The organism is Bacillus sp. ISL-75 (assembly GCF_018613095.1).
Map to the genome: position 1 here is coordinate 32,022 of NZ_JAGGQX010000014.1, position 21,171 is coordinate 53,192.

Annotated in this window: 23 protein-coding genes and 2 riboswitches; of the genes, 9 read left to right on the forward strand and 14 right to left on the reverse strand. The window is 38.2% G+C overall.

Annotation, left to right across the window (positions count from 1 at the left end; all coding sequences use genetic code 11):
• Positions 1 to 32: 32 nt before the first annotated feature.
• Entirely contained in the window at positions 33 to 209 is a 177-nt protein-coding gene (locus tag J7E63_RS06255; RefSeq protein ID WP_215010696.1) for a DUF2759 domain-containing protein, read from the reverse strand.
• 213 nt (positions 210 to 422) lie between these two features.
• Here J7E63_RS06255 and J7E63_RS06260 point away from each other — a divergent pair, with 213 nt between their 5' ends.
• Together J7E63_RS06260 and J7E63_RS06265 are read left to right on the forward strand one after the other, a co-directional pair.
• A complete protein-coding gene (locus tag J7E63_RS06260) occupies positions 423 to 1,058 on the forward strand; it encodes an MBL fold metallo-hydrolase (RefSeq protein WP_215010697.1) in 636 nt (211 codons plus the stop codon).
• Positions 1,059 to 1,224: 166 nt separating this feature from the next.
• Positions 1,225 to 2,313 carry a class I SAM-dependent methyltransferase gene (locus J7E63_RS06265; protein ID WP_215010698.1) on the forward strand — a complete coding sequence of 363 codons (1,089 nt, stop codon included), beginning with the start codon at positions 1,225 to 1,227 and terminating at the stop codon, positions 2,311 to 2,313.
• Positions 2,314 to 2,357: 44 nt separating this feature from the next.
• On the opposite strand, the gene J7E63_RS06270 is transcribed toward J7E63_RS06265, so the two are convergent.
• From J7E63_RS06270 to J7E63_RS06325, 12 genes are all read right to left on the reverse strand, one after another.
• On the reverse strand, positions 2,358 to 2,600 hold the full coding sequence (locus tag J7E63_RS06270; RefSeq protein ID WP_088088969.1) for a DUF2626 domain-containing protein: 243 nt from the start codon (positions 2,598 to 2,600) through the stop codon (positions 2,358 to 2,360).
• Positions 2,601 to 2,684: 84 nt separating this feature from the next.
• Positions 2,685 to 3,383, reverse strand: coding sequence for a helix-turn-helix transcriptional regulator (locus J7E63_RS06275; RefSeq protein WP_215010699.1), 699 nt, complete (start codon positions 3,381 to 3,383; stop codon positions 2,685 to 2,687).
• Between the two features lie 229 nt (positions 3,384 to 3,612).
• Positions 3,613 to 3,798: a YqzE family protein gene (locus J7E63_RS06280; protein ID WP_088088967.1), complete on the reverse strand. Its 186-nt coding sequence runs from the start codon at positions 3,796 to 3,798 to the stop codon at positions 3,613 to 3,615.
• 47 nt (positions 3,799 to 3,845) lie between these two features.
• Positions 3,846 to 4,232: a competence type IV pilus minor pilin ComGG gene (gene comGG / locus J7E63_RS06285; RefSeq protein ID WP_215010700.1), complete on the reverse strand. Its 387-nt coding sequence runs from the start codon at positions 4,230 to 4,232 to the stop codon at positions 3,846 to 3,848.
• Entirely contained in the window at positions 4,229 to 4,705 is a 477-nt protein-coding gene (comGF, locus tag J7E63_RS06290) for a competence type IV pilus minor pilin ComGF (protein WP_251033393.1), read from the reverse strand. The genes comGG and comGF overlap by 4 nt, the downstream gene beginning before the upstream one ends.
• Complete coding sequence (locus J7E63_RS06295) at positions 4,653 to 4,964, reverse strand: hypothetical protein (RefSeq protein ID WP_215010701.1); 312 nt, start codon at positions 4,962 to 4,964, stop codon at positions 4,653 to 4,655. Before J7E63_RS06295 ends, comGF begins: the two co-directional genes overlap by 53 nt.
• A 10-nt stretch (positions 4,965 to 4,974) precedes the next feature.
• The gene (comGD, locus tag J7E63_RS06300) at positions 4,975 to 5,415 is read right to left on the reverse strand and encodes a competence type IV pilus minor pilin ComGD (protein WP_215010702.1); all 441 of its coding nucleotides are present in this window, start codon (positions 5,413 to 5,415) and stop codon (positions 4,975 to 4,977) included.
• The gene (gene comGC, locus J7E63_RS06305) at positions 5,415 to 5,735 is read right to left on the reverse strand and encodes a competence type IV pilus major pilin ComGC (protein WP_282599550.1); all 321 of its coding nucleotides are present in this window, start codon (positions 5,733 to 5,735) and stop codon (positions 5,415 to 5,417) included. Before comGC ends, comGD begins: the two co-directional genes overlap by 1 nt.
• Positions 5,736 to 5,755: 20 nt before the next feature.
• Positions 5,756 to 6,808, reverse strand: coding sequence for a competence type IV pilus assembly protein ComGB (gene comGB / locus J7E63_RS06310; RefSeq protein ID WP_251033394.1), 1,053 nt, complete (start codon positions 6,806 to 6,808; stop codon positions 5,756 to 5,758).
• The gene (gene comGA, locus J7E63_RS06315; RefSeq protein WP_308161919.1) at positions 6,774 to 7,856 is read right to left on the reverse strand and encodes a competence type IV pilus ATPase ComGA; all 1,083 of its coding nucleotides are present in this window, start codon (positions 7,854 to 7,856) and stop codon (positions 6,774 to 6,776) included. The genes comGB and comGA overlap by 35 nt, the downstream gene beginning before the upstream one ends.
• 128 nt (positions 7,857 to 7,984) lie before the next feature.
• Complete coding sequence (locus J7E63_RS06320) at positions 7,985 to 8,776, reverse strand: YqhG family protein (RefSeq protein WP_215010703.1); 792 nt, start codon at positions 8,774 to 8,776, stop codon at positions 7,985 to 7,987.
• The gene (locus J7E63_RS06325) at positions 8,754 to 10,442 is read right to left on the reverse strand and encodes a DEAD/DEAH box helicase (RefSeq protein WP_215010704.1); all 1,689 of its coding nucleotides are present in this window, start codon (positions 10,440 to 10,442) and stop codon (positions 8,754 to 8,756) included. Before J7E63_RS06325 ends, J7E63_RS06320 begins: the two co-directional genes overlap by 23 nt.
• Before the next feature lie 177 nt (positions 10,443 to 10,619).
• A riboswitch (glycine riboswitch) is annotated at positions 10,620 to 10,707 on the forward strand.
• 3 nt (positions 10,708 to 10,710) lie between these two features.
• Positions 10,711 to 10,790, forward strand: a riboswitch (glycine riboswitch).
• 86 nt (positions 10,791 to 10,876) lie between these two features.
• Between J7E63_RS06325 and gcvT the strand changes: the two genes are divergently transcribed.
• Genes gcvT through gcvPB form a run of 3 tightly spaced genes read left to right on the forward strand, consistent with a single transcriptional unit; the run spans position 10,877 to position 14,801 of the window.
• Positions 10,877 to 11,983 carry a glycine cleavage system aminomethyltransferase GcvT gene (gene gcvT, locus J7E63_RS06330; RefSeq protein WP_215010705.1) on the forward strand — a complete coding sequence of 369 codons (1,107 nt, stop codon included), beginning with the start codon at positions 10,877 to 10,879 and terminating at the stop codon, positions 11,981 to 11,983.
• Positions 11,984 to 12,001: 18 nt separating this feature from the next.
• On the forward strand, positions 12,002 to 13,348 hold the full coding sequence (gene gcvPA, locus J7E63_RS06335; protein WP_215010706.1) for an aminomethyl-transferring glycine dehydrogenase subunit GcvPA: 1,347 nt from the start codon (positions 12,002 to 12,004) through the stop codon (positions 13,346 to 13,348).
• Complete coding sequence (gene gcvPB / locus J7E63_RS06340; protein WP_215010707.1) at positions 13,341 to 14,801, forward strand: aminomethyl-transferring glycine dehydrogenase subunit GcvPB; 1,461 nt, start codon at positions 13,341 to 13,343, stop codon at positions 14,799 to 14,801. Before gcvPA ends, gcvPB begins: the two co-directional genes overlap by 8 nt.
• A gap of 306 nt (positions 14,802 to 15,107) precedes the next feature.
• On the opposite strand, the gene J7E63_RS06345 is transcribed toward gcvPB, so the two are convergent.
• Entirely contained in the window at positions 15,108 to 15,491 is a 384-nt protein-coding gene (locus tag J7E63_RS06345; protein ID WP_214998523.1) for a rhodanese-like domain-containing protein, read from the reverse strand.
• Between the two features lie 193 nt (positions 15,492 to 15,684).
• On the opposite strand from J7E63_RS06345, the gene J7E63_RS06350 reads away from it, so the two are divergent.
• The 4 genes from J7E63_RS06350 (at position 15,685) to J7E63_RS06365 (ending at position 21,139) form a co-directional block, all read left to right on the forward strand.
• Positions 15,685 to 16,521: a lipoate--protein ligase family protein gene (locus tag J7E63_RS06350; RefSeq protein ID WP_215010708.1), complete on the forward strand. Its 837-nt coding sequence runs from the start codon at positions 15,685 to 15,687 to the stop codon at positions 16,519 to 16,521.
• Positions 16,522 to 16,863: 342 nt separating this feature from the next.
• Positions 16,864 to 19,422, forward strand: a complete 2,559-nt coding sequence (locus tag J7E63_RS06355; protein ID WP_215010709.1) for a vitamin B12-dependent ribonucleotide reductase — start codon at positions 16,864 to 16,866, stop codon at positions 19,420 to 19,422.
• A gap of 222 nt (positions 19,423 to 19,644) precedes the next feature.
• A complete protein-coding gene (locus tag J7E63_RS06360) occupies positions 19,645 to 20,094 on the forward strand; it encodes a C40 family peptidase (RefSeq protein ID WP_251033395.1) in 450 nt (149 codons plus the stop codon).
• A 160-nt stretch (positions 20,095 to 20,254) separates the two neighbouring features.
• A complete protein-coding gene (locus J7E63_RS06365) occupies positions 20,255 to 21,139 on the forward strand; it encodes a patatin-like phospholipase family protein (RefSeq protein ID WP_215010710.1) in 885 nt (294 codons plus the stop codon).
• The last annotated feature ends 32 nt before the right edge of the window (positions 21,140 to 21,171 follow it).

Sequence of the window (21,171 nt, forward strand, 5' to 3'; positions counted from 1 at the left end):
AAGACTGCCTGATGGCAGTCTTTTTAAGATTATTAGTGATGTCCTGTTGGAAAACCAGAATGAACAATAGTCATAACTGTAAACCAACCAAAAGTCACAAATGACGCTACACCCCAAAATGCACCTAAGAAATTTTTATTCTTTAGTGCTGAAAATCCACCGAAAGCTCCAAGGATGGTTACGATAGCAAAAATAATTACTAAACCCATGGTAAATCCCCCTTTTTCATCATAAGCAGGCAATGCCTCAAACATTCCAAAGAAAATTATGTACCTATATTATATACATTCGACTATTATTTTATATTTTTTTCTTTCATTTGTCGAGTGCAAATAAGAGATCATTGAATTAGAATTCTTTCTCTCAACTGTTTACTTAGTGTAAAATAATAATATCGCAATTTCAATTGGAGGTACTAAAGAATGAAATGGCAACAAATCCCATTAGGGGCACTTCAAACTAACTGTTATATTGTAGAAAATTTAGATCGTTCGTGTTTAATTATTGACCCAGGCAGTGAAGGGAAAAAACTCATTCATTTGTTGAACAATAGGAAATTAAAACCTCTCGCAATTTTTCTAACCCATGCGCACTTCGATCATATTGGGGGTGTCGATGAAGTAAGGGATTTTTATAAAATTCCAGTTTATCTTCACAAACAAGAGGAAAAATGGCTGGGTGACTCTTCCTTAAATGGTTCTCAATTTTTTATGATTCAGGATTCAATAACAGTAAAGCCAGCTGATTTTATTTTAAAAAATGAAGGAGAAATGAAAATAGGTGGTTTTGAGTTTGACATTTTTCATACACCAGGACATTCACCTGGAAGTGTCTCATTTTATTTCAAAAAGGATGGGTTTGTTCTTTCAGGTGATGCCTTGTTTCAAGGCAGCATTGGCCGTACAGACCTACCAGGTGGAAATGAGGTACAGCTATTAAAAAGCATTCATGATAAGCTGCTTGTTTTGCCTGAGGAAACGTATGTCTTATCAGGCCACGGCCCTGTAACAACCATTGCTGATGAAATGGATAGTAATCCGTTCTTGAATGGATTTTAGAGGATAGAGAGAAGACAAAAATAGAAAAACCCTTCTCCAATTTGAGAAGGGTTTTTCTGGGGGATATTCTATTCTAATATGGGAGGGGATAAAAGTTAAGCTACTATCCTTACAATATTATAAAGTTTACACTGTGTCAATAGTGTTTATTTGAAAAGGAGAATAGATGAATATATTTTTAAAGAGTTTAATTTCAAATTCACCCAATGAGTTAATTACCTATGCGGATTTCATGGGGGCAGCCTTATATCATCCTGAATTCGGTTATTATATGAAAAATAAACAGAAAATTGGCCGACAAGGAGATTTCATAACAACAAGCAATATATCTGATATATACGGAAGAATGATCGCAAAATGGTTTTCTCACGTATGTAAAAGGACACAATTAGCTCCAGTATTTTGTGAAATTGGCGCTGGGAATGGACGTTTTGCGGAGGCATTTTTACAGGAATGGCATGAAACGATTAAAACCCCAATAAAATATATAATTGTAGAAAGCAGTCCCTATCATCAGGAACTGCAAAGGCAATTGCTAACTAATTTTTCGGTTGTCCAAGTAGAAAGTATCAGCAATATTGAGGCTTTTGAGGGAATGGTTTATTCCAATGAACTATTCGATGCCCTGCCAGTTCGTGTGATCGAGAAAGTCGATGGGCAGCTTTATGAGGTTATGATAGGGATTCGAAGGAACGAACTGTATGAGCAAAAAGTATTGTTAACAAATTCAGACATCCTGTTTTTTTTACAAGAAAGCAAGCTTGAACTAAAGGAAAAACAGCGGATAGAGATCCCGTTAGCAATGGAAAAGATGGTGCGGGAAATTGCTCAGTCTCTCATAAAAGGAATGGTTGTGACAGCTGATTATGGCTATACACTTGAGGAGTGGATGGACCCAAGGAGGGCAAAGGGGAGTTTAAGAGGGTATTATCAGCATCAGATGATTGATGATGTCTTACAGCACCCAGGTGAAATGGATATTACCACGCATATTCATTTTGATTATCTCATTCAAAAGGGTGAACAGGTAGAATTAGAATTAATTACCAAACTCAGACAGGATGAATTTTTATTAAGGTCCGGAATTCTAAAAGAATTAGCGAACCATTATGACCCCAATCCATTTTCAGAAGTCAGCAAACGGAATCGAGCGATTCGTAGTTTGATCATGCCATCCGGAATAAGCACCTATTTTCATGTGGTTATCCAGCAAAAAGGGTTTAAGTTAAATGAAAATGACGTTTTCGTTGAATAAAGAAAAAACGCCGGTAGTATTCCGACGTTTTTTCTAATTGTTTCTCAATGACCTGCACCAGGCACCATCATGAACGTAGTCCAATAAGTGAAACCTGCGAAGAAAACTGTTAAATATGCTCCGAATACCCACAAATACATGCGCTCGGATAATTTAAGATAGCTAAGCAGAACGAAAAAACCTGTTTGGGCTAAGAATAGCATTGCCGTTTTATCCATATCACCTAGATAAAACATAACTGTAAAAATGCCCGTCCAGAAACCACAAACTCTGAACATGCGATCCATATGTATCCCCCTCCTTTTACCCTACGATACCATCATTACAATATTATAAGGAAAAGGAGGCATAATGTAAATAATGGTTTCGAATTAGTTTGTAACCAGCGCTTGATATGAACAAGTTTCGCAGCCAGAAATAATATTTTCTTTTTCAATCAACTCAACGGATTCAAATAGTGCTCCAAACATTCCTTTTAGAAATTCATGGTGCATACTGCATACTGTTTCCGAATGTTCTTCAGCCACTTCTTTAAATGGACAATTGAAAATTTGGAAAAAGATTTTTGTTTTTTCACCGTTTGCTTCAAATTCTGGATAAAAACCTGCAAGCGTTGCAGCGCTTTTTAATATTGTTAGCTTTTGCTCAAATTCTAATTCCTCACCAAATGCTCTTTTTGCCTTTTCTTGTTCAATCACTTCTGTGCCAAAATGTGTTCCGGTTAGATAAAGGGCTTGCTTTCCTGCTTCTCCAAGCGAAATCATTGTTTGGAGTGCGACTTTGGATAAAAGCATGTAGTCGCGAAACGGGAAATGCAGCTGGATTACATCGTCAGATAAACGATATAATCTACTTGGTCTGCCACCTTTACCTGTTTTCTTGGTTTCAGATGCTAACATATTTACATCTTCAAGCTTTGATAAATGCAATCTTGCTACATTCGGATGAATATTAAAATTTTCCGCCACCTCTTGAACGGTTACTTCTTGATGACGTTTTGTAATGTATTGATAAATATAGTACCGTGTTGGATCTGACAAAACGTTTGTTATTTTTAATGTTTGTTCCATCACTGTTCACCTCGGACCCCCATAATTTATTCCATTATAATACAGCCATTGTAACATGGGAATGAGGTTAACAATGTTAACACTATAAGTTTAGAAAATGTTCACAATTTGCGACTTTATATTGTAACAATATAATAAAAAAATAGCCAAAATTCATTTATAATCTCTTGTCAATAGCAGAAATATAGATATTTTGGAAAAATAACGAAGCAGACCCAGCATCCTCTCGTTACAATTTTCGTCTTTTTTTGACTTCAAAATAAACGATGTAGGGTAGAATTCCGAACCAGCGATACCAAAAAGAAGCTTTTGTTTCTTTACGAGCTGTACGAATTCGTTTTCGTTCATCCTTCGGTTGGTCTGCGTATTTCACGATGGTTTGGGTCATATATTTCACATAGTCGTTTGTTTTCATGGACACACCTGCCTTTAATTTTCATAAACAAGTATGTCCATATTTCTTCATTTTAATTCGACCCATTTACTTAATCTTTTTGTCCTTGTATCAAAATAGCCCCGTCCAATGACTGATTTGGCAACAGCATGGAGGTGAAGAATAAAATTGACTTTTTGGACATATCCAGTAGGAGTTTCAGCTTGGTAATCCATGGTGCCGTTAACAAAACTAATTGTTCCTTTGACAGGTAAGATCCCACTCTTTTGAAATATTACTTCCACTTTTTTTATCGACGATAGAAAATAGTACTCCTCTTGGAGGATGATAGCCGTTTCATGTGCCATTTTTCTTTCGGATAACAATTGTTCAATACGTACCGAGAAAAATAATAAAAAAAGGATGATTAGGCACAAGGTAAGTGGGTAAGTGAAGCCTTTTTCATTATTTTTCATGGGACTGGCCCCGAATTTACTAATGGAAAAGCTGTAAATGAGTATTCTTTTCCCCGTAGATCCGTTACGATGGTTTTGACTGTATTGTTTAAAATGGTGAACGAATATTGTGAAACATTTTGGAGGATTATTTCGTGACCAGTTGAATTCACACGTCTCCTAAGATTAGTACCGTACTTTTCATATTGAATGGTTTCAGTATCCTTCGTTAGAATTAACCTTCCGGAAATCACTTCGGCACGAGTGGACAGCCTTATTTCTTTTTTGATTTGGCTCGAAAAAATTTCCCATTCCATTGCCTGTAACGATGCCTCAGTGTCCTTATTAGTCAGGATAATTTGAAAAACAGGTGTCATAAAGAAAATAATCGTCGTAAAAATTGAAAAAGCAATTAGTACCTCGATGAGCGTAAATCCATTTTCATTCAAGGGGCCCACAAATTTCGGTTTCAGGCTGTAATGAATTTTTTTCAATTCTTACACACACCTCCTTTTGGTCAGCTGCTCCGGTGTCTTTCCATTTGATTTTGAATTCAACTCCATTCAAAATGGAAGTGTAATTTGAAAATGTTTTATTACTGATTAATTTGGTCTGTAGTTCCTCATACATCAGCTGCCTCGCCTTGCTCTCCCATTCCAATTGTCGTGATTGTTCTCTTAGTTCGATTAATAAAGGCAGTAAAAATAAGCTAAGCATTAACCAGGCAGATAAAGAAAGTAGCAGTTCAAGCAAAAAAAATCCTCTAGTACTCCTTAACATAGAACCGACCCTTTCCAATTAAAAAGGTAATAACATATGTTTTATTTTTTGTTTGAATAAAAAAGTTTCCAAACTGGTTTACATTTCCGTCGCTTAGGAATTTCAAATATAAGGGGAGAGAACCTTCTTTGAGATAAATATTTGTACTGTAATTTCGATTGACGATCGGCGTTGGTTCCGGCCACAAAGACAGATAATACCTATATTGGTCTGGAACAAAAACAATGGATACTTCATCCTGATGGGAGATAGCATATTGTTGAGCATAATATAGGTCGGCTTTTAATTGGATTAAAAAGGCCTCATCCTCCATTACTGAGTGCTGTGGTTTTAAGGAGAAAACTGTAATTGAGGAGATGATCATGAAGATGGAGAGAACTAACAAGGACTCAATTAAAGTGAAGCCTTTTTGATGCGTATTCATTATGGAGTGGTTACTGATGCAACAGCTGTTACAGTACCTTCAGAGTCTATTTCAACTGTCTTTCCGTTTGGACAACCTTTAGCGTCCCCCTTTATATATCCTTCTGCTTTTAGTTCCGCAATAGTTGGTACTTTATTCTTATCCATTTCATAAGCCTGAACTTGTGCCTGGACCATTTTAACATAGGCATCACAGCCTTTATTGTTGATGTTAGAATTATGTTTGGCAACGTTTGGAATTGTGATAATTAACAAGACCGAAATTACGAGCATGACGATCATCATTTCAATTAAAGTGAAACCTTTTTCATTTTTCATCATTTTTATTAACCTCCATTTTTTTAAATGCCGTCTAGTAAATGAAACATGGGTAAAAGAATCGCTAAATACATCGAAACCACCATGAATCCAATAAAAATGTAAAGAATTGGCTGGATGGTTGTTAACCGTTTTTCTATCATTTCCTCCATGTTAGTGACACAATGCTTACTGAAAAATAATAACTCCTGCTCCAATTTTCCATTCTCTTGGCCGTGTTTTACAATCATCGGAAATTCTTTTTCGAAAAACGACAGAGACGCTAAAATTGTCTCCAACTTTTCTCCGGTAATTAGCTTTGTTTTAATCGTTTTAGCTAAGTGACTGTAAAAAGGATGCCTGAGATTCTGTTCAAATAGTTGTAAGGCTTCGGAAACTGATAATCCACCTGATAAGAGAAAGCTAAGTTGAATGGAAAAGTAGTGGGTAAACAGCAATTTGAGGATCCTGCCAACAAAAGGTATTCGAACAAGTTGTGACCTTTGTTTGAGGACGGAGAGTTTTCTAAAAAAGAGAAGATAATAAGCGGCTCCCATAATTAGGATCAGAAGCAGGGTACCGATAACAGTTGGGAAGTATTGATCAAAAGCATAAATGACATTTGTGAAAAAATTTGCTTCCAGACCAAGTGATGAAAAAAGGGTGGTGAACCTTGGCAGCAATGTATTTTCTATAAAAATAAATAGAAAACCTGTAATAACTAAAAGCACCATTGGATACTGAAGCAACTTGAGCAACTTGTGTACGTCTTTATCTTTTAATAGGGCAAGATCACTTCCTTCTAACAGAGCATCAGCAAAGCTGCCATGCTGCTCCGCAAAATAGACATAACCGACTAAGTCTTTGTTGAAACCAAGATTATTTAATGCATCATGAAACGGTAAACCCTTTTTCAACTCTTCTAAGCATCCATTTAAATCCTCCTTTCGTTTTGACGGTAATTGTAATGCTATGGATTCAATTGCTAGAGCAATTGGATACCCCCTTGCCAATAGTTCACCGGTTCTTCTCAGGAAATTTGCTTGTTCATTGACTGACCATTTAGACCGTTTCATCGTTATATACCAATCGTTCATATTCAGATTCTTGAATATATCCAAGGGCAATGCCCTTATTAATTACATCTTTTATCATTCGGTAACGAATTTCTATTTTTTCTCCTTGAGCAGCTTTCATTACTGCGTGTAAATTTCGTCCGGATAAAAGTTCAAATACACTGGCGCGTTTCCATCTGCCATAGGAATAACAAATAGGTGAACACTCTCCTTTGCAAAAAGGGCAGGTAAGTTCAACCAACCTTTGGGCAGTAATGGCAATAAGTGTCTGCTCGACCTCTAACCAATTCACACCAAACTCACGCAGGCGATAAACCGCTCCCTTCGCATCACGGGTATGCATCGTGGAAAGCACTAGATGGCCTGTTAATGCAGCCCTTACCGCAATCTTTGCCGTCTCAGCATCTCTAATTTCACCGACCATTATTATGTCAGGATCATGACGAAGAATTGCCTTTAGTCCGGCTGCATAGGTGACGCCTGCTTTTTCATTGACTTGGATCTGCAGGACTGAGTCATAGTTTTTTTCAATGGGATCTTCGAGTGTAATGACATTACGATGAAATAAGTGGGCGGTTTCATTTAAAAGGGAATAGAGAGTAGTCGTTTTTCCGCTGCCCGTCGGCCCGGTAAAAATTATTAATCCATGAGCGTGTTTGAGAAGGGCAAGTAGTTTTCGGGTCATTGCTGGGAAGAGTGAAAGTTGGTGAAAAGGTATTTGTTCTTGCTGTGGTAATAGCCGGATGACAAGGCTCTCTCTATTATTAGAAGGGAGTGTGGAAAGCCTGAGCCCCATTAAATTTCCGTCAACTTCACAAAAAATGGATCCACTTTGTGGTCGTCTTCTTTCTCCAATGTCCATATTGGCTGTGAATTTAAAATGTGAGATTAATCTGTCGCATTCATCTCTTGGAAGGGATAGTCGAGGAATTAACTTGTTGGTTAATCGGATTTGGACGAGTGTGTCCCTCTTCCTTGGGATAATGTGAATATCTGTTGCCTGGTTTCGTGCAGCATCTGTAATGATTCGATTTGCTAAAATTTCTATCTCGCTAACAATAAGTACCACCGCCTTTTCATTTTTCTTTGGATAATATTCGACAAGGTTCCTCCTTATCCTTCTTTATTTTCAAAAATATTTTTTAAGGGTGTCAGGCACCATGTGAAAATTTCACATGGTGCCTGACACCCTGTCTCTTATATTGCTTTTTCAGTGAGATAAAATAGGCCGCCATTGATGAAGGATATGGAGATTTTTGGTTCGTACTGTTCCTTTAGTGCCATTTTTTCGGTTTCAAAGTTTTCATTTTCATCTTCAACATCCTCGTAAAAATGATTCAAGAGGTGTAAATCTTTATCCCAACGTTCTCGCGCGTCTATTGCCCAAGAGTGGTCATCCTTCTCAATGATGGATGTAAGATAGGTTTCAACTCTCATCATCCCGCTTTGAGGTTTCACTAAAGGTGACAAAGTAAAGGAGTAATCAGGTATTTTTGGTGTTAACGGTATTTCAAGCAGTCTGTCATGGAAATCTTCAACCATTTTTCCGTTAATGAGTTGTAAGCCGATTGATTTGAAAATATCCCGCTTACGGTCACATTGATAGGAGATCTTAACATTCATACAAAGCCATGGTAGTAAAGGAGTTTGCTTGTTTTGATTCCGATGATTTTCATAAAGTCGGATATAGCTGGCTAAATTTTTCGTCGAAGTAAAAATTTGATGTAGCCGAGGTGAACCAAAATGAATGATTTCCCCCTTTATATTTTCAGGAGCGGCATCTTGGTTCGTAATAAATGTTAACTTCATCGGGTTTGGAATTCCACCCGTTTTTTCTAAATAGTGCCAGTAAAAAGGCCGATTCATTAATTCCTTATCAAGTTCAACTGTTAACTGAACAGTCAAATAGCCTGGGCTATTCGCCACAATTGCACAGTCATTAGCCTGAAAATAGTTCAATAAAAAGTTATGAATTTCCTGCTGCTGCATGGGAATCTCCCTTCTTCATGTCCTGAGCAAATTCAATCATTGATGATAAATTTTCCATTTTAATTCGCATTTCGCCTTCGGATGAGGATTGTCCAAAAATATCGATTAAATGGTCTTCTATATTGCCAAATTCCAACTTTGTTAATATATCGTCAAGTTCACCAATTACTTTTTCAAATAAATGTATTTTCTCATAAAGAAGCTTCAAAATATGTTCTTCGACAGTATTTTTTATCGCAAAATTATAAATCATGACATCCTTTTCCTGGCCCAGACGATGGATACGACCAATTCGTTGTTCGAGCCTCATTGGATTCCATGGCAAATCAAAGTTAATTATATGATTACAAAACTGAAGGTTAATTCCTTCACCGCCTGCTTCAGTTGCAATAAGGACTTGAGCGTGCTTTTGGAATAATTCTCTCATCCAGTCCTTTTTTCCCCGCTTAAAGCCGCCCCGAAAAGGGACAGATGAAATTCCATGCTGTTTTAAATACCATTGGAGGTACATTTGTGTTGCTCGGTATTCTGTAAAAATAATCACTTTATCATTTACTTTTTGAATTAATTCTAATGCTTTTTCGGCTTTTGAATTCTTCTGGACAGCTTCGACTTTTGTTATTAAATACTGAATTTGTTCTTCGAAAGCTGGGGTTGGATTTTCCTTTTTTTGCAGCATATTTTTTAATGTATAAAAAACTGCTTCTCTACTGCTGCATGCCTCACGCTGTAATGTCATTACGGAGAATGAACTTGCCTGTGCCCAATTCCCCTCATTTTTTAATTCAGTAATTGACTCATAAAGATCTTTCTCCTCTTGAGTGCATTCAATCGGAATGGTTTCCACATGCCTTTTCGTCCACTCAATGCCTGTATCTGCCCGCCGGTTCCGAATCATAACCTTGTTTACTAATTCTTTTAAATGCTCATCATCATTTAATGAACGTGCATCTCGTTTGTATTTTTCAAAGAATGCTGTTTCGCTGCCTAAATGTCCTGGTTTTAATAATGAAACCAGATTAAAAATTTCCTCGATACGGTTTTGAATGGGCGTTGCCGTCAATAGTAAACAAAATTTCTTTTTCAGATTTTGGACAAATTCGTAATTTTTTGTTTTGTTATTTTTAAGTTTATGGGCTTCATCGATGATAATAAGGTCATAGTCCTGCTTAAAAATTATATCTCGATGAGGATTTCGTTTGGCCGTATCAATTGACGAAACGACAACATCACACTGTTCCCACACATAGCTTTTCCTTTGTGAAATGGCTGGAATGAAAAATTTGCTATTCAACTCCATCGACCATTGAGTAACTAAGGATGCAGGGACAAGAATCAATACCTTTTTCACCAATCCACGAATCATATATTCTTTTAGAATCAGCCCGGCCTCAATCGTTTTTCCGAGTCCTACTTCATCGGCAAGGATGGCTTTCCCATTCATGTTTTCAATTACTTGTTTTGCTGTTTCAAGCTGGTGAGGAAGTGGGGTTAGATTGGGTAAATGGCTAGGTGCTAATAAACCCTTGAAATCTGGAATGACGAGATGTTTTTCAACTCCAATTGCTAGTTTAAAAAGTTCCCAATTCCCCCATGGACCATCGTTTTCAATTCTATGTAAAAAATCATCCTTCCAGGAGGAATCAAATTCAATTTCGATCGACATGGTTCCAACTCCTTTTTGTTCAATTTCCAGCTTTTTGCTTTTCTAATAAAGTTATTGCTCAATGTATTATTTTAATGGTAGGATGATATTAGCTTTGAATGTTTTAAATATTTTAATAAGGTAATTTATTTTATAAGTATAATTAGTATGACCAGTTTAGATAATATTATAATGCGAATGATAACAAGGGGAGAGACTACTTATGTAGCGCCGAAGGAGCAAGCAGAAATGTGAATCTCTCAGGCAAAAGAACTCTTGTAGGACGCAGCTCTGGAGAGCGCTGCTAGCTTTAAGCAGCCACCAAAGGGGAAAGCCTTTTTAGGTAAACTTTCAGGTGCAAGGACAGAGACCTTCTTACGTTTCATAGGAGGTTTCTGTCCTTTTTTATATTATCTAATGAATAATTTGCGCCAAAGATTGAAGGGGGATTAAGAATGTCTGAATTAAAACGAACTCCACTTTTTGATGTGTATAAAGAATGGGGTGGAAAAACCATTGATTTTGGAGGTTGGGCACTGCCGGTTCAATTCTCTAGCATTAAAGAAGAGCATGAAGCTGTTCGCTCTAGTGCAGGTTTATTTGATGTTTCCCATATGGGTGAAATAGAAGTAAAAGGCACTAATAGCTTAGCGTTTTTACAAAAAATGATGACTAATGACATATCAAAAGTAAAAAATGGAGGTGCCCAGTACACCGCCATGTGTTATGAAAATGGCGGTACTGTTGATGATCTGCTTGTATATAAGATCGAAGACAATCATTACCTTTTAGTAGTAAACGCATCAAATATTGAAAAAGATTACAAATGGCTTGAAGACCATTTAACTGGTGATGTCTCTTTAGAAAACTTATCGGAAAAAACAGCACAGCTGGCTATCCAGGGACCACTTGCGGAAAAAGTATTGCAAAAGCTTGCGGGAGATAATGATTTAAGCCAAATTGGCTTTTTCAAATTCCAACAAGATGTAATCCTAAATGGGAAAAAGGCACTTGTATCAAGAACTGGGTATACTGGTGAAGATGGCTTTGAAGTATATTGCGATGCAGAAGATGTTGTGGACCTTTGGAGAGACATTTTAACTGCAGGTAAAGAAGATGGAGTAATCCCATGTGGATTAGGGTCACGCGACACACTTCGCTTTGAAGCAGTTTTAGCACTTTATGGTCAAGAACTATCTCCAGAAATTTCACCACTAGAAGCTGGAATTGGTTTCGCTGTGAAATTAAACAAAGAAGATGACTTTATCGGGAAACAAGCGTTAATCCAACAAAAAGAAAAGGGCTTAACAAGAAAATTGGTAGGAATCGAAATGATTGATCGCGGGATTCCACGTCATGGCTACCCTGTTTATAAAGGTGATCAGTTAATTGGTGAGGTTACAACTGGAACGCAATCACCAACGTTAAAAAGGAATATAGGTCTTGCCCTAATCAATGCAGAATTTACGGGTCTTGAATCCGAAGTTGAAGTTGAAATTCGCGGCAAACGTTTAAAAGCTACTGTAGTTCCAACACCTTTTTATAAAAAAGAAAAGAAATAAGAGAAGGGAGTTAGGTTTATGAAACATCGCTATTTACCTATGACTGAACAAGATAAGAAGACTATGCTTGAGGCAATTGGTGTTTCCTCTATTGATGAACTGTTTAGCGATATCCCTGAGAAAGTAAGATTTAAGGGTGAGTACAATATAAAAGCGGCCAAGTCTGAAACGGACTTAATGAAAGAGCTTTTTAAGATGGCTAGTCGGAACGCTGACCTGAAAAGAAACGTATCTTTTATAGGTGCAGGTGTTTATGACCATTACATGCCTGTAATTGTCGACCATGTTATTTCTAGATCAGAATTTTATACAGCTTATACACCTTATCAACCAGAAATTTCACAAGGTGAACTTCAAGCTATCTTTGAATTCCAAACAATGATTTGTGAGTTAACGGGAATGGATGTTGCCAACTCATCGATGTATGATGGCGGAACTGCACTTGCTGAAGCAGCGATGCTTAGTGCAGGCCATACCAAACGAAAAACAATAGTTGTATCCAGTGCGGTACATCCAGAATCACGTGATGTTCTTAAAACTTATGCAAAGGGTCAGTACCTCAATGTGATTGAAGTACCAGTCAAAGATGGTGTAACAGATCTAGACGCATTAAAAGGACTAGTTAATGAAGATGTTGCAGCCGTTATCGTCCAATATCCAAACTTCTTTGGGCGAGTCGAGCCGTTAAAAGAGCTTGAGGAAATCATTCATGCAAATAAGTCCATGTTTGTAGTTTCAAGTAACCCACTGTCCCTTGGGGTATTAACACCTCCAGGTAAATTTGGTGCTGACATCGTTATTGGTGATGCGCAGCCGTTTGGGATCCCAACTGCCTTTGGCGGACCGCACTGCGGATATTTTGCTGTCACTACTAAGTTAATGCGGAAAGTTCCAGGCCGTCTTGTTGGACAGACAACGGATGACCAAGGACGCCGCGGTTTTGTCTTAACACTGCAAGCTCGTGAACAGCATATCCGACGTGATAAAGCTACATCAAATATTTGCTCCAATCAGGCATTAAATGCCCTCGCTGCATCTGTAGCGATGACCGCACTTGGTAAAAAGGGTGTCAGGGAAATGGCTGCGGCCAACTTGCAAAAAGCTCATTATGCGAAAAATGCTTTTAAGGAAGCTGGCTTTGAAGTTGTTTATGATGGCCATTCCTTCAATGAATTCGTTGTGAAATTAACTAAGCCTGTAAAAGAAATCAACCAAAACCTTTTACAAAAAGGAATAATCGGGGGCTATGATTTAGGGCGTGATTATTCAGAACTGGCTAACCATATGCTGATTGCTGTAACAGAACAAAGATCGAAGGAAGAAATTGATACTCTAGTGAAAGAATTGGGGGATTTCCATGCATAATCAAGACCAGGCACTCATTTTTGAACTTAGTACACCAGGCCGCATCGGCTACAGCCTGCCGGAAATGGATATACCGGAACTAGATCTCAGCGGTCTCCTTCCTGATGGTTACCTTCGTACAGAAGAGCCTGAACTTCCTGAAGTTTCGGAGCTTGATATTATGCGCCACTACACTGCCCTTTCGAGGAGAAATCATGGCGTCGATTCAGGATTCTATCCACTAGGCTCGTGTACGATGAAATATAATCCGAAAATCAACGAAAATGTAGCGCGTTTTAACGGATTTGCACATGTACATCCGCTGCAAGATGAAAGCTCTGTTCAAGGTGCTCTTGAACTTTTATACGATTTGCAGGAGCATTTAATCGAAATAACAGGTATGGATGAAGTGACCTTGCAACCTGCGGCAGGGGCTCATGGGGAATGGACAGGTTTAATGATGATCCGTGCTTATCATGAGGCTAACGGTGATATGAACCGTACAAAAGTAATCGTCCCTGATTCTGCTCATGGTACGAACCCAGCTTCCGCTACGATTGCTGGTCTAGAAACAATTACCGTTAAATCAAATGAACATGGTCTTGTTGACCTTGAAGATTTAAGAAGGGTTGTTGGCGAAGATACTGCTGCATTAATGTTAACCAACCCGAATACGCTTGGACTATTTGAAGAAAACATTCTTGAATTGGCTGAAATTGTCCATGAAGCCGGTGGCAAGCTTTATTATGATGGAGCAAACTTAAATGCCGTTCTTTCAAAAGCAAGACCTGGAGATATGGGATTTGATGTTGTTCACTTAAATCTTCATAAAACATTCACTGGCCCACACGGAGGCGGTGGCCCTGGTTCCGGTCCTGTCGGGGTGAAGGCAGACCTTATCCCGTTCTTACCGAAGCCGATTATCACAAAGCAAGGCGAAGAATATGTCCTTGATTATGACCGCCCGCAATCAATCGGCCGTGTGAAGCCATATTACGGAAACTTCGGAATCAATGTTCGTGCTTACACATACATCCGCTCGATGGGACCAGATGGCTTAAAAGCGGTAACAGAGTACGCTGTATTAAATGCGAACTACATGATGAGAAGACTTGCTGAATATTATGATCTACCATTTGATAGACATTGTAAGCATGAATTTGTACTCAGTGGAAGACGTCAGAAAAAATTAGGCGTTCGTACATTGGATATTGCGAAACGTCTGCTTGATTTTGGCTACCACCCACCAACCATTTACTTCCCATTAAATGTGGAAGAGTGTATTATGATTGAACCGACTGAGACCGAATCAAAAGAGACACTGGATTCGTTCATCGATATTATGATCCAAATTGCTAAAGAAGTGGAAGAAAATCCAGAAATCGTTCAAGAAGCACCACATACAACAGTGGTCGGCCGGATGGACGAAACAAAAGCAGCCCGTAAACCAGTTTTGAAATACCAAGAAGCTTAATAAATGGAAAGGTCAGATTCGAAAAATAATCTGACCTTTTATCTTGTTGGATAGGAGATTATAAAATTATTTATTGTGGACAACTTAAAATAGTTCTCTGAATCCAGCTCCAGCGCCCAGCTGCTAGTGGACTTCACTCTCCGCCCTACGATAAGTCAAGCACGAATGCGCTAACGCTCTCCGTGTTTCCTTTATCTCAGTTGGAGCGCTCCAGTCCATACACAGCTAAACGGGCGCTTGCGCCTTTTGTTCTGTAGCAGTTTTTGAAATTAAAAAGGCTCCGAATCCGGAACCTTTAATGATTTCTTATTTCTTAGTTTTTACTTTACCTGACCATTTTTTGAACCCGCCTTGTAGCTGAGTAAGGTCTCGATAGCCTTTTCGGTGTAAGAATTGGGCTGCACGTGCACTGCGCATTCCACTCTGGCAATACAAATATACTGGCATATCAGAACGAATTTCTTTCATACGCATTTTCATTTGCGACATTGGGATATTACGTGCTCCTAAAATATGGCCGCCTTCGAATTCGTTTGCTTCACGAACATCTATTAGTTGTGCCTTTCTGTACCCCGCACGGAAGTCTTCTTCTGTTACCGTTTTAACAATTCTTTTCTGATAGAAAAATGTAAAAACGGAATAAATGATAACTGCTACAATGATGATTAATAATGGATAAAGTGAACTCAATTTCTTTTTGCTCCTTTCAAGCTTTCCTGCACTAGTATTTATTATATAAGTCAATCCGATAAAGATAAAGATGAATGCAAAAAAATCTTTTGATATTGCCTAAATAATTATAGCAGAAACATCTTATTTTGAATCTATATCAGATTTTGGTAGACTTAAATACGATATAATTATAAAAAAATGAGGTTTTAGAATGAAAAAAGAAGTTTGGCGTTTTATTGATACTGGAAATAGTTCACCATCTTTTAATATGGCTTTAGATGAAGCGTTACTTGATTGGCATAGTGAAGGGAAATTTCCTCCAGTGATTCGTTTCTATGGCTGGGATCCGGCAACGCTATCAGTAGGATATTTTCAAAAAGTAGAGAAAGAAATTGATATGGAAGCAGTTAAGGCACACCAATTAGGTTTCGTAAGAAGACCTACAGGAGGACGTGGCGTTCTGCATGAGCATGAACTTACCTATAGTGTCATCGTTTCTGAAGAACATCCAGAAATGCCTAATTCTGTTACAGAGGCATACCGAGTAATTTCTGAAGGAATTTTAAAAGGTTTTCACCAGCTAGGACTTGAGGCATATTTTGCTGTTCCAAAAACAGCAGAAGAACGGGATGCATTGAAAAACCCTCGCTCTGCAGTATGCTTTGATGCTCCAAGCTGGTATGAGCTTGTGGTGGAAGGCAGGAAGGTTGCCGGCAGTGCACAAACGAGACAAAAGGGTGTAATTCTACAGCACGGCTCCATTCTGTTAGATTTAGATGAAGATAAGCTATTTAGTTTATTTAAATATCCAAGTGAGAGAGTTAAGGAACGTATGAGAAAAGCATTTAAGGATAAAGCGGTTGCTATCAACAACATTAGTCCAAGAAGAATTTCACTTGAGGAAGCAAAGGAAGCTTTTTATAAAGGCTTTGCTGAGGGTCTAAATATTGAGCTTGAAACTTATCAATTAACCGAGGAAGAACTAGCTTATGTTGAAAAGATTGCAAAAGATCGCTATGAAAGTGATGAATGGAATTATAAAAGATAATTAGAAACGGCGAATTCGCCGTCTTTTTTTGTTGCCTTAACGATTAATGTAAAGAAGCAAACCGCGAAATTTGTTGAATTTTCCTGTTTTCTGACGAAAATCTATTAAAAGCTATTGATTACTTTTAATTCTATTATTTTTTAAGTTTGACAAAATAATTATAGTTTGCTTGACATACAATATATAGTGGTGTCGAAAATATTTTCGGTACTATATATTGATATTTAGTTGATTTATTCAGGTGGGCTATGATAACCTAAAAATACAAACCAACTAGATATAGCGTAAACCTGCTAGATTTAGCACAATAGGTGGATTTTTATTTAAGAAGGAGTTGTTCTAATGTCTGTAGTTTTTAGACAAACAATGAATATTGATTTTGAAAGGTTGAATGAGGATATTCAATTATTCCCCCAGGTGCATCCAGTTACCCCAGATATGAAAATAACTCACAAGGGTGTTTCTCGTTTGGTCATGTTGGACCGCTATACCTTTAAAGATACTGCAAAAATTACTCTTACAAACGGCGACTTTGTTGTTTTAACTATTAAAGAAGATCCGAAATTTCCAGCTCGTGGTCTTGGCTATATTATGGAAATAGACTGGGAAAAGAAAAAAGCGAAAGTTTTAGTCGAAGAGGAATTCAGGGGAGTACTCGATGATCCTGAGGAAGCTAGTACTGGTGTGATAGTCAGATCCTTAGATGTAATTGAGAAGCCTTTGGAGCTCTTCTATGAGCAAATTGCGAAGCGTAATGCTACTGGTCTTGCTTCTGTTGAAAAGACGGAAGAGAAGCGAAGAGAATGGACTGAAAGGTTTTATCAAGAGCTTGTTAACATGAACTTCATTCCAGCGGGTCGCGTTCTTTACGGTGCTGGGGCAGATACTGATGTAACATACTTTAATTGCTATGTGATGCCGTTTGTTCCTGACTCACGTGAAGGTATCTCTGATCATCGTAAGCAGGTAATGGAGATTATGAGCCGAGGCGGCGGTGTTGGAACAAATGGCTCGACGCTGAGACCGAGAAATACACTGGCTAGAGGCGTCAATGGTAAATCATCTGGATCGGTTTCATGGCTGGATGATATTGCGAAATTGACTCATTTGGTTGAGCAAGGCGGATCAAGACGCGGAGCTCAGATGATCATGTTGGCAGATTGGCATCCAGACATTATTGAATTTATTATTTCTAAGATGCAAAATCCTAGAATTTTACGATTCTTGATTGAAAATACAAATGATGAAACGATTAAAAAACTTGCTAAAGATAAGTTAAAGTTCACCCCTCTAACTCTAAGAGAAACAGCAATGTACCAAGGAATTGTAAATTATAAAAACATTCCTGGGTTCGGTGGATTTGATGAAAACATCATAGCAGATGCAGAAGAGAAATTATTAACTGGCGGTAATTACACTGTCCACAATTCAGAGTTCCTTACAGGTGCGAACATCTCTGTCTGTTTAACAAAGGAATTTATGGATGCTGTAGAAACCGATAGTGACTACGAACTCCGCTTCCCGTATGTTGAACAATATGATCAAGAGGAAATGGAGATTTACAACCAAGAATGGCATAAAGTTGGTGACGTTCGCGAGTGGGAAAAACAAGGGCATAAAGTACGAGTGTACAAAAAGTTCAAAGCAAAAGAACTTTGGAACCTAATCAATATTTGCGCGACCTACTCAGCTGAACCGGGAATATTTTTTATCGATAACGCAAACGACATGACCAATGCAAAAGCATATGGACAACAAGTTGTTGCAACAAATCCATGTGGAGAGCAGCCTCTTGCACCATTTTCCGTCTGTAATCTTGCTGCAGTCAATCTCGCTGAGATGGCTGATAAGGACACAAAAACTGTTGATTTTGAAAAGCTTAAGAAAACAGTAGCTGTGGGCGTACGGATGCAGGATAATGTCATTAACGCAACCCCATACTTCCTAGAAGAAAATAAAAAACAGGCCCTTGGTGAACGACGTGTAGGGCTTGGAGTCATGGGCTTACATGACATGCTGATTTATTGTGAAACGAAGTATGGATCACCAGAAGGAAACGAACTCGTTGATCAAGTATTTGAAATAATTGCAACTACTGCATACAGAACATCAATTGAATTGGCAAAAGAGAAGGGAAGTTTCCCATTCTTAACTGGTGAAACAACATCAGAAACCAATCGATTAAGACAGGCCTTCATAAATACAGGGTTTATGAAAAAAATGCCTGAAGATGTCCGCCAATCTATTTTAGAAAGCGGAATTAGAAATTCCCATTTACTAACTGTGGCACCAACTGGATCCACAGGAACAATGGTTGGTGTCTCCACCGGACTTGAGCCTTATTTCTCATTCTCTTATTTCCGTAGCGGACGCCTCGGTAAATTTATCGAAGTTAAAGCGGATATTGTGAAAGAATACTTGGATCAGCACCCAGAAGCAGATGAAAACAATCTTCCGCACTGGTTTGTTACATCGATGGAGCTTTCAACTGAAGCCCATGCGGATGTTCAATGTGTCATCCAGCGCTGGATAGATAGTTCTATCAGTAAAACTGTCAACGCACCAAAAGGTTATAGTGTAGAGCAGGTCGAAAAAGTTTATCAGCGTTTGTACCGCGGCGGGGCAAAAGGTGGAACTGTTTATGTTGATGGGTCACGCGATTCTCAGGTACTAACACTAAAAGCTGAAGAAAACACCAATGAACAATTATCAATTTTTAATGAAAAACCGAAGCAGCATGTTGTCCTTGTTGATACAATCAGTGAACTCCGCTCAACAAGTGTAACGATCGGCTCTGAAGTCGGTAACACTTGCCCTGTCTGCCGGACTGGAAAAGTAAAAGAAATGGGTGGCTGCAATACCTGTGCAAACTGCGGCGCTCAATTAAAATGTGGTTTATAATACGTATTTATTAGAGGGGGAGAAAATCCCCCTTTTTTTGTATTATTAAGGTCAATATCCGTCCCTGAAAGTTACACTATACTGCATCATATTTAGCATATTTTGCTAATTGAAGTAGAACGAAGTCGAAATTTGTAATACAACTGTAATCTACCTGTTACGTCCATGTTACTCTTTTTTTGTATATTATGAGTAACGAAGCACGCAGGGGGATTAAACAATATGTTGAAAAAAATCATTGCAACCATGGCTATGACAATTATTCTAAGTTCATTGTTTACCACTATGGGTGATAAAGCGGAAGCGGCCTATTACCATACAAAAGCAATCTCAGTTGCAAAAGCAAATCTTGGTGTTCCATATAGATGGGGTGGATTAACACCTAAAGGATTCGACTGCTCTGGTTTGGTTAAGTATTCTTACGGTAAGGCTGGAAAAGTATTGCCACGGACGGCAGCTGATATGTACTACAAGCAAGGATATCGTGTTAGTTCTTTACAAACAGGAGACTTGATGTTCTTTGCACCGAATAAGGCAAGCAGACCTACTCACGTTGCGATTTACATTGGTGGCGGAAAAATGATTCAGGCTGCATCTTCAAAAGGAGTTTCAATCGCTTATACAAGCAATAGTTATTGGAAACCAAGATACATTGGAGCAAAACGTTTTTAATGAAAAGCTAAGCGTTTTCAATATAGTTATTGACCAAGAACATCGTTTAATGACGATGTTCTTTTTTATATATAATAAATTTTCTACTTGTCCTTGGTACTATTTATTAAAATAACCGCTTAAAGATGTAAAAACGAGTACATCTTTGGGAGTGGCTGCCATGTATATAGACGGCGTTTTTTCTGGAGGAGGAATAAAAGGGTTTGCACTTATTGGAGCCTGCGAAGAAATAGAAAGTAAAGGTTTGCGATTTGTCAGAGTGGCGGGAACGAGTGCAGGATCGATTGTTGCAGCATTGATTGCCGCTGGCTACACAAGTAAAGAAATCTTCCAATTGGTCGACGAGTTGGATCTCTCAAAAATAATGGATGCCCGCAAATCAATTATCCCATTCCCTTTTGCAAAATGGCTGTTTGTCTATTGGAAGCTAGGACTTTATAAAGGCAATGAACTTGAAAAATGGATTTGTAAGAAACTTGAAGCCAAAGGGTTAAGAACATTCGCTGATTTGCCCCCGAAGGCACTTCGAGTAATTGCATCAGACCTCTCAAATGGGCAAATGATTGTTTTACCTGATGACTTACAAAGATACGGCATTTCACCTGGTTCATTTCCAATCGCAAAAGCGATTAGAATCAGCTGCAGTATCCCATATTTTTTTGAACCTGTTAAAATGCGTACAATGGATGGAATGAACATTTTAGTTGATGGAGGGGTCCTAAGCAATTTTCCTATGTGGCTTTTTGATAAGGAAAATGCACAAAAGGTAAGACCTGTCCTCGGTATTAAATTAAGCCCAAGTGAATATGAAACTGAAAAACATAAAATAAAAAATGCGATTCAACTATTTGGAGCCCTATTTGAGACGATGAAGGATGCACACGATTCTAGGTACATTTCTAAAAAACATGTAAAGAACATTATCTTTATACCGACCGAGGGTGTGTTATCAACAGAATTCCATTTAACAGAGGAGAAGAAACATGAGTTGTTCAATCTAGGAAAAGAGAGAGCAAAACAATTTTTGAAGACATGGGGATACTAATACGGATTACAATAGGGTAAAAAGAAAATCGA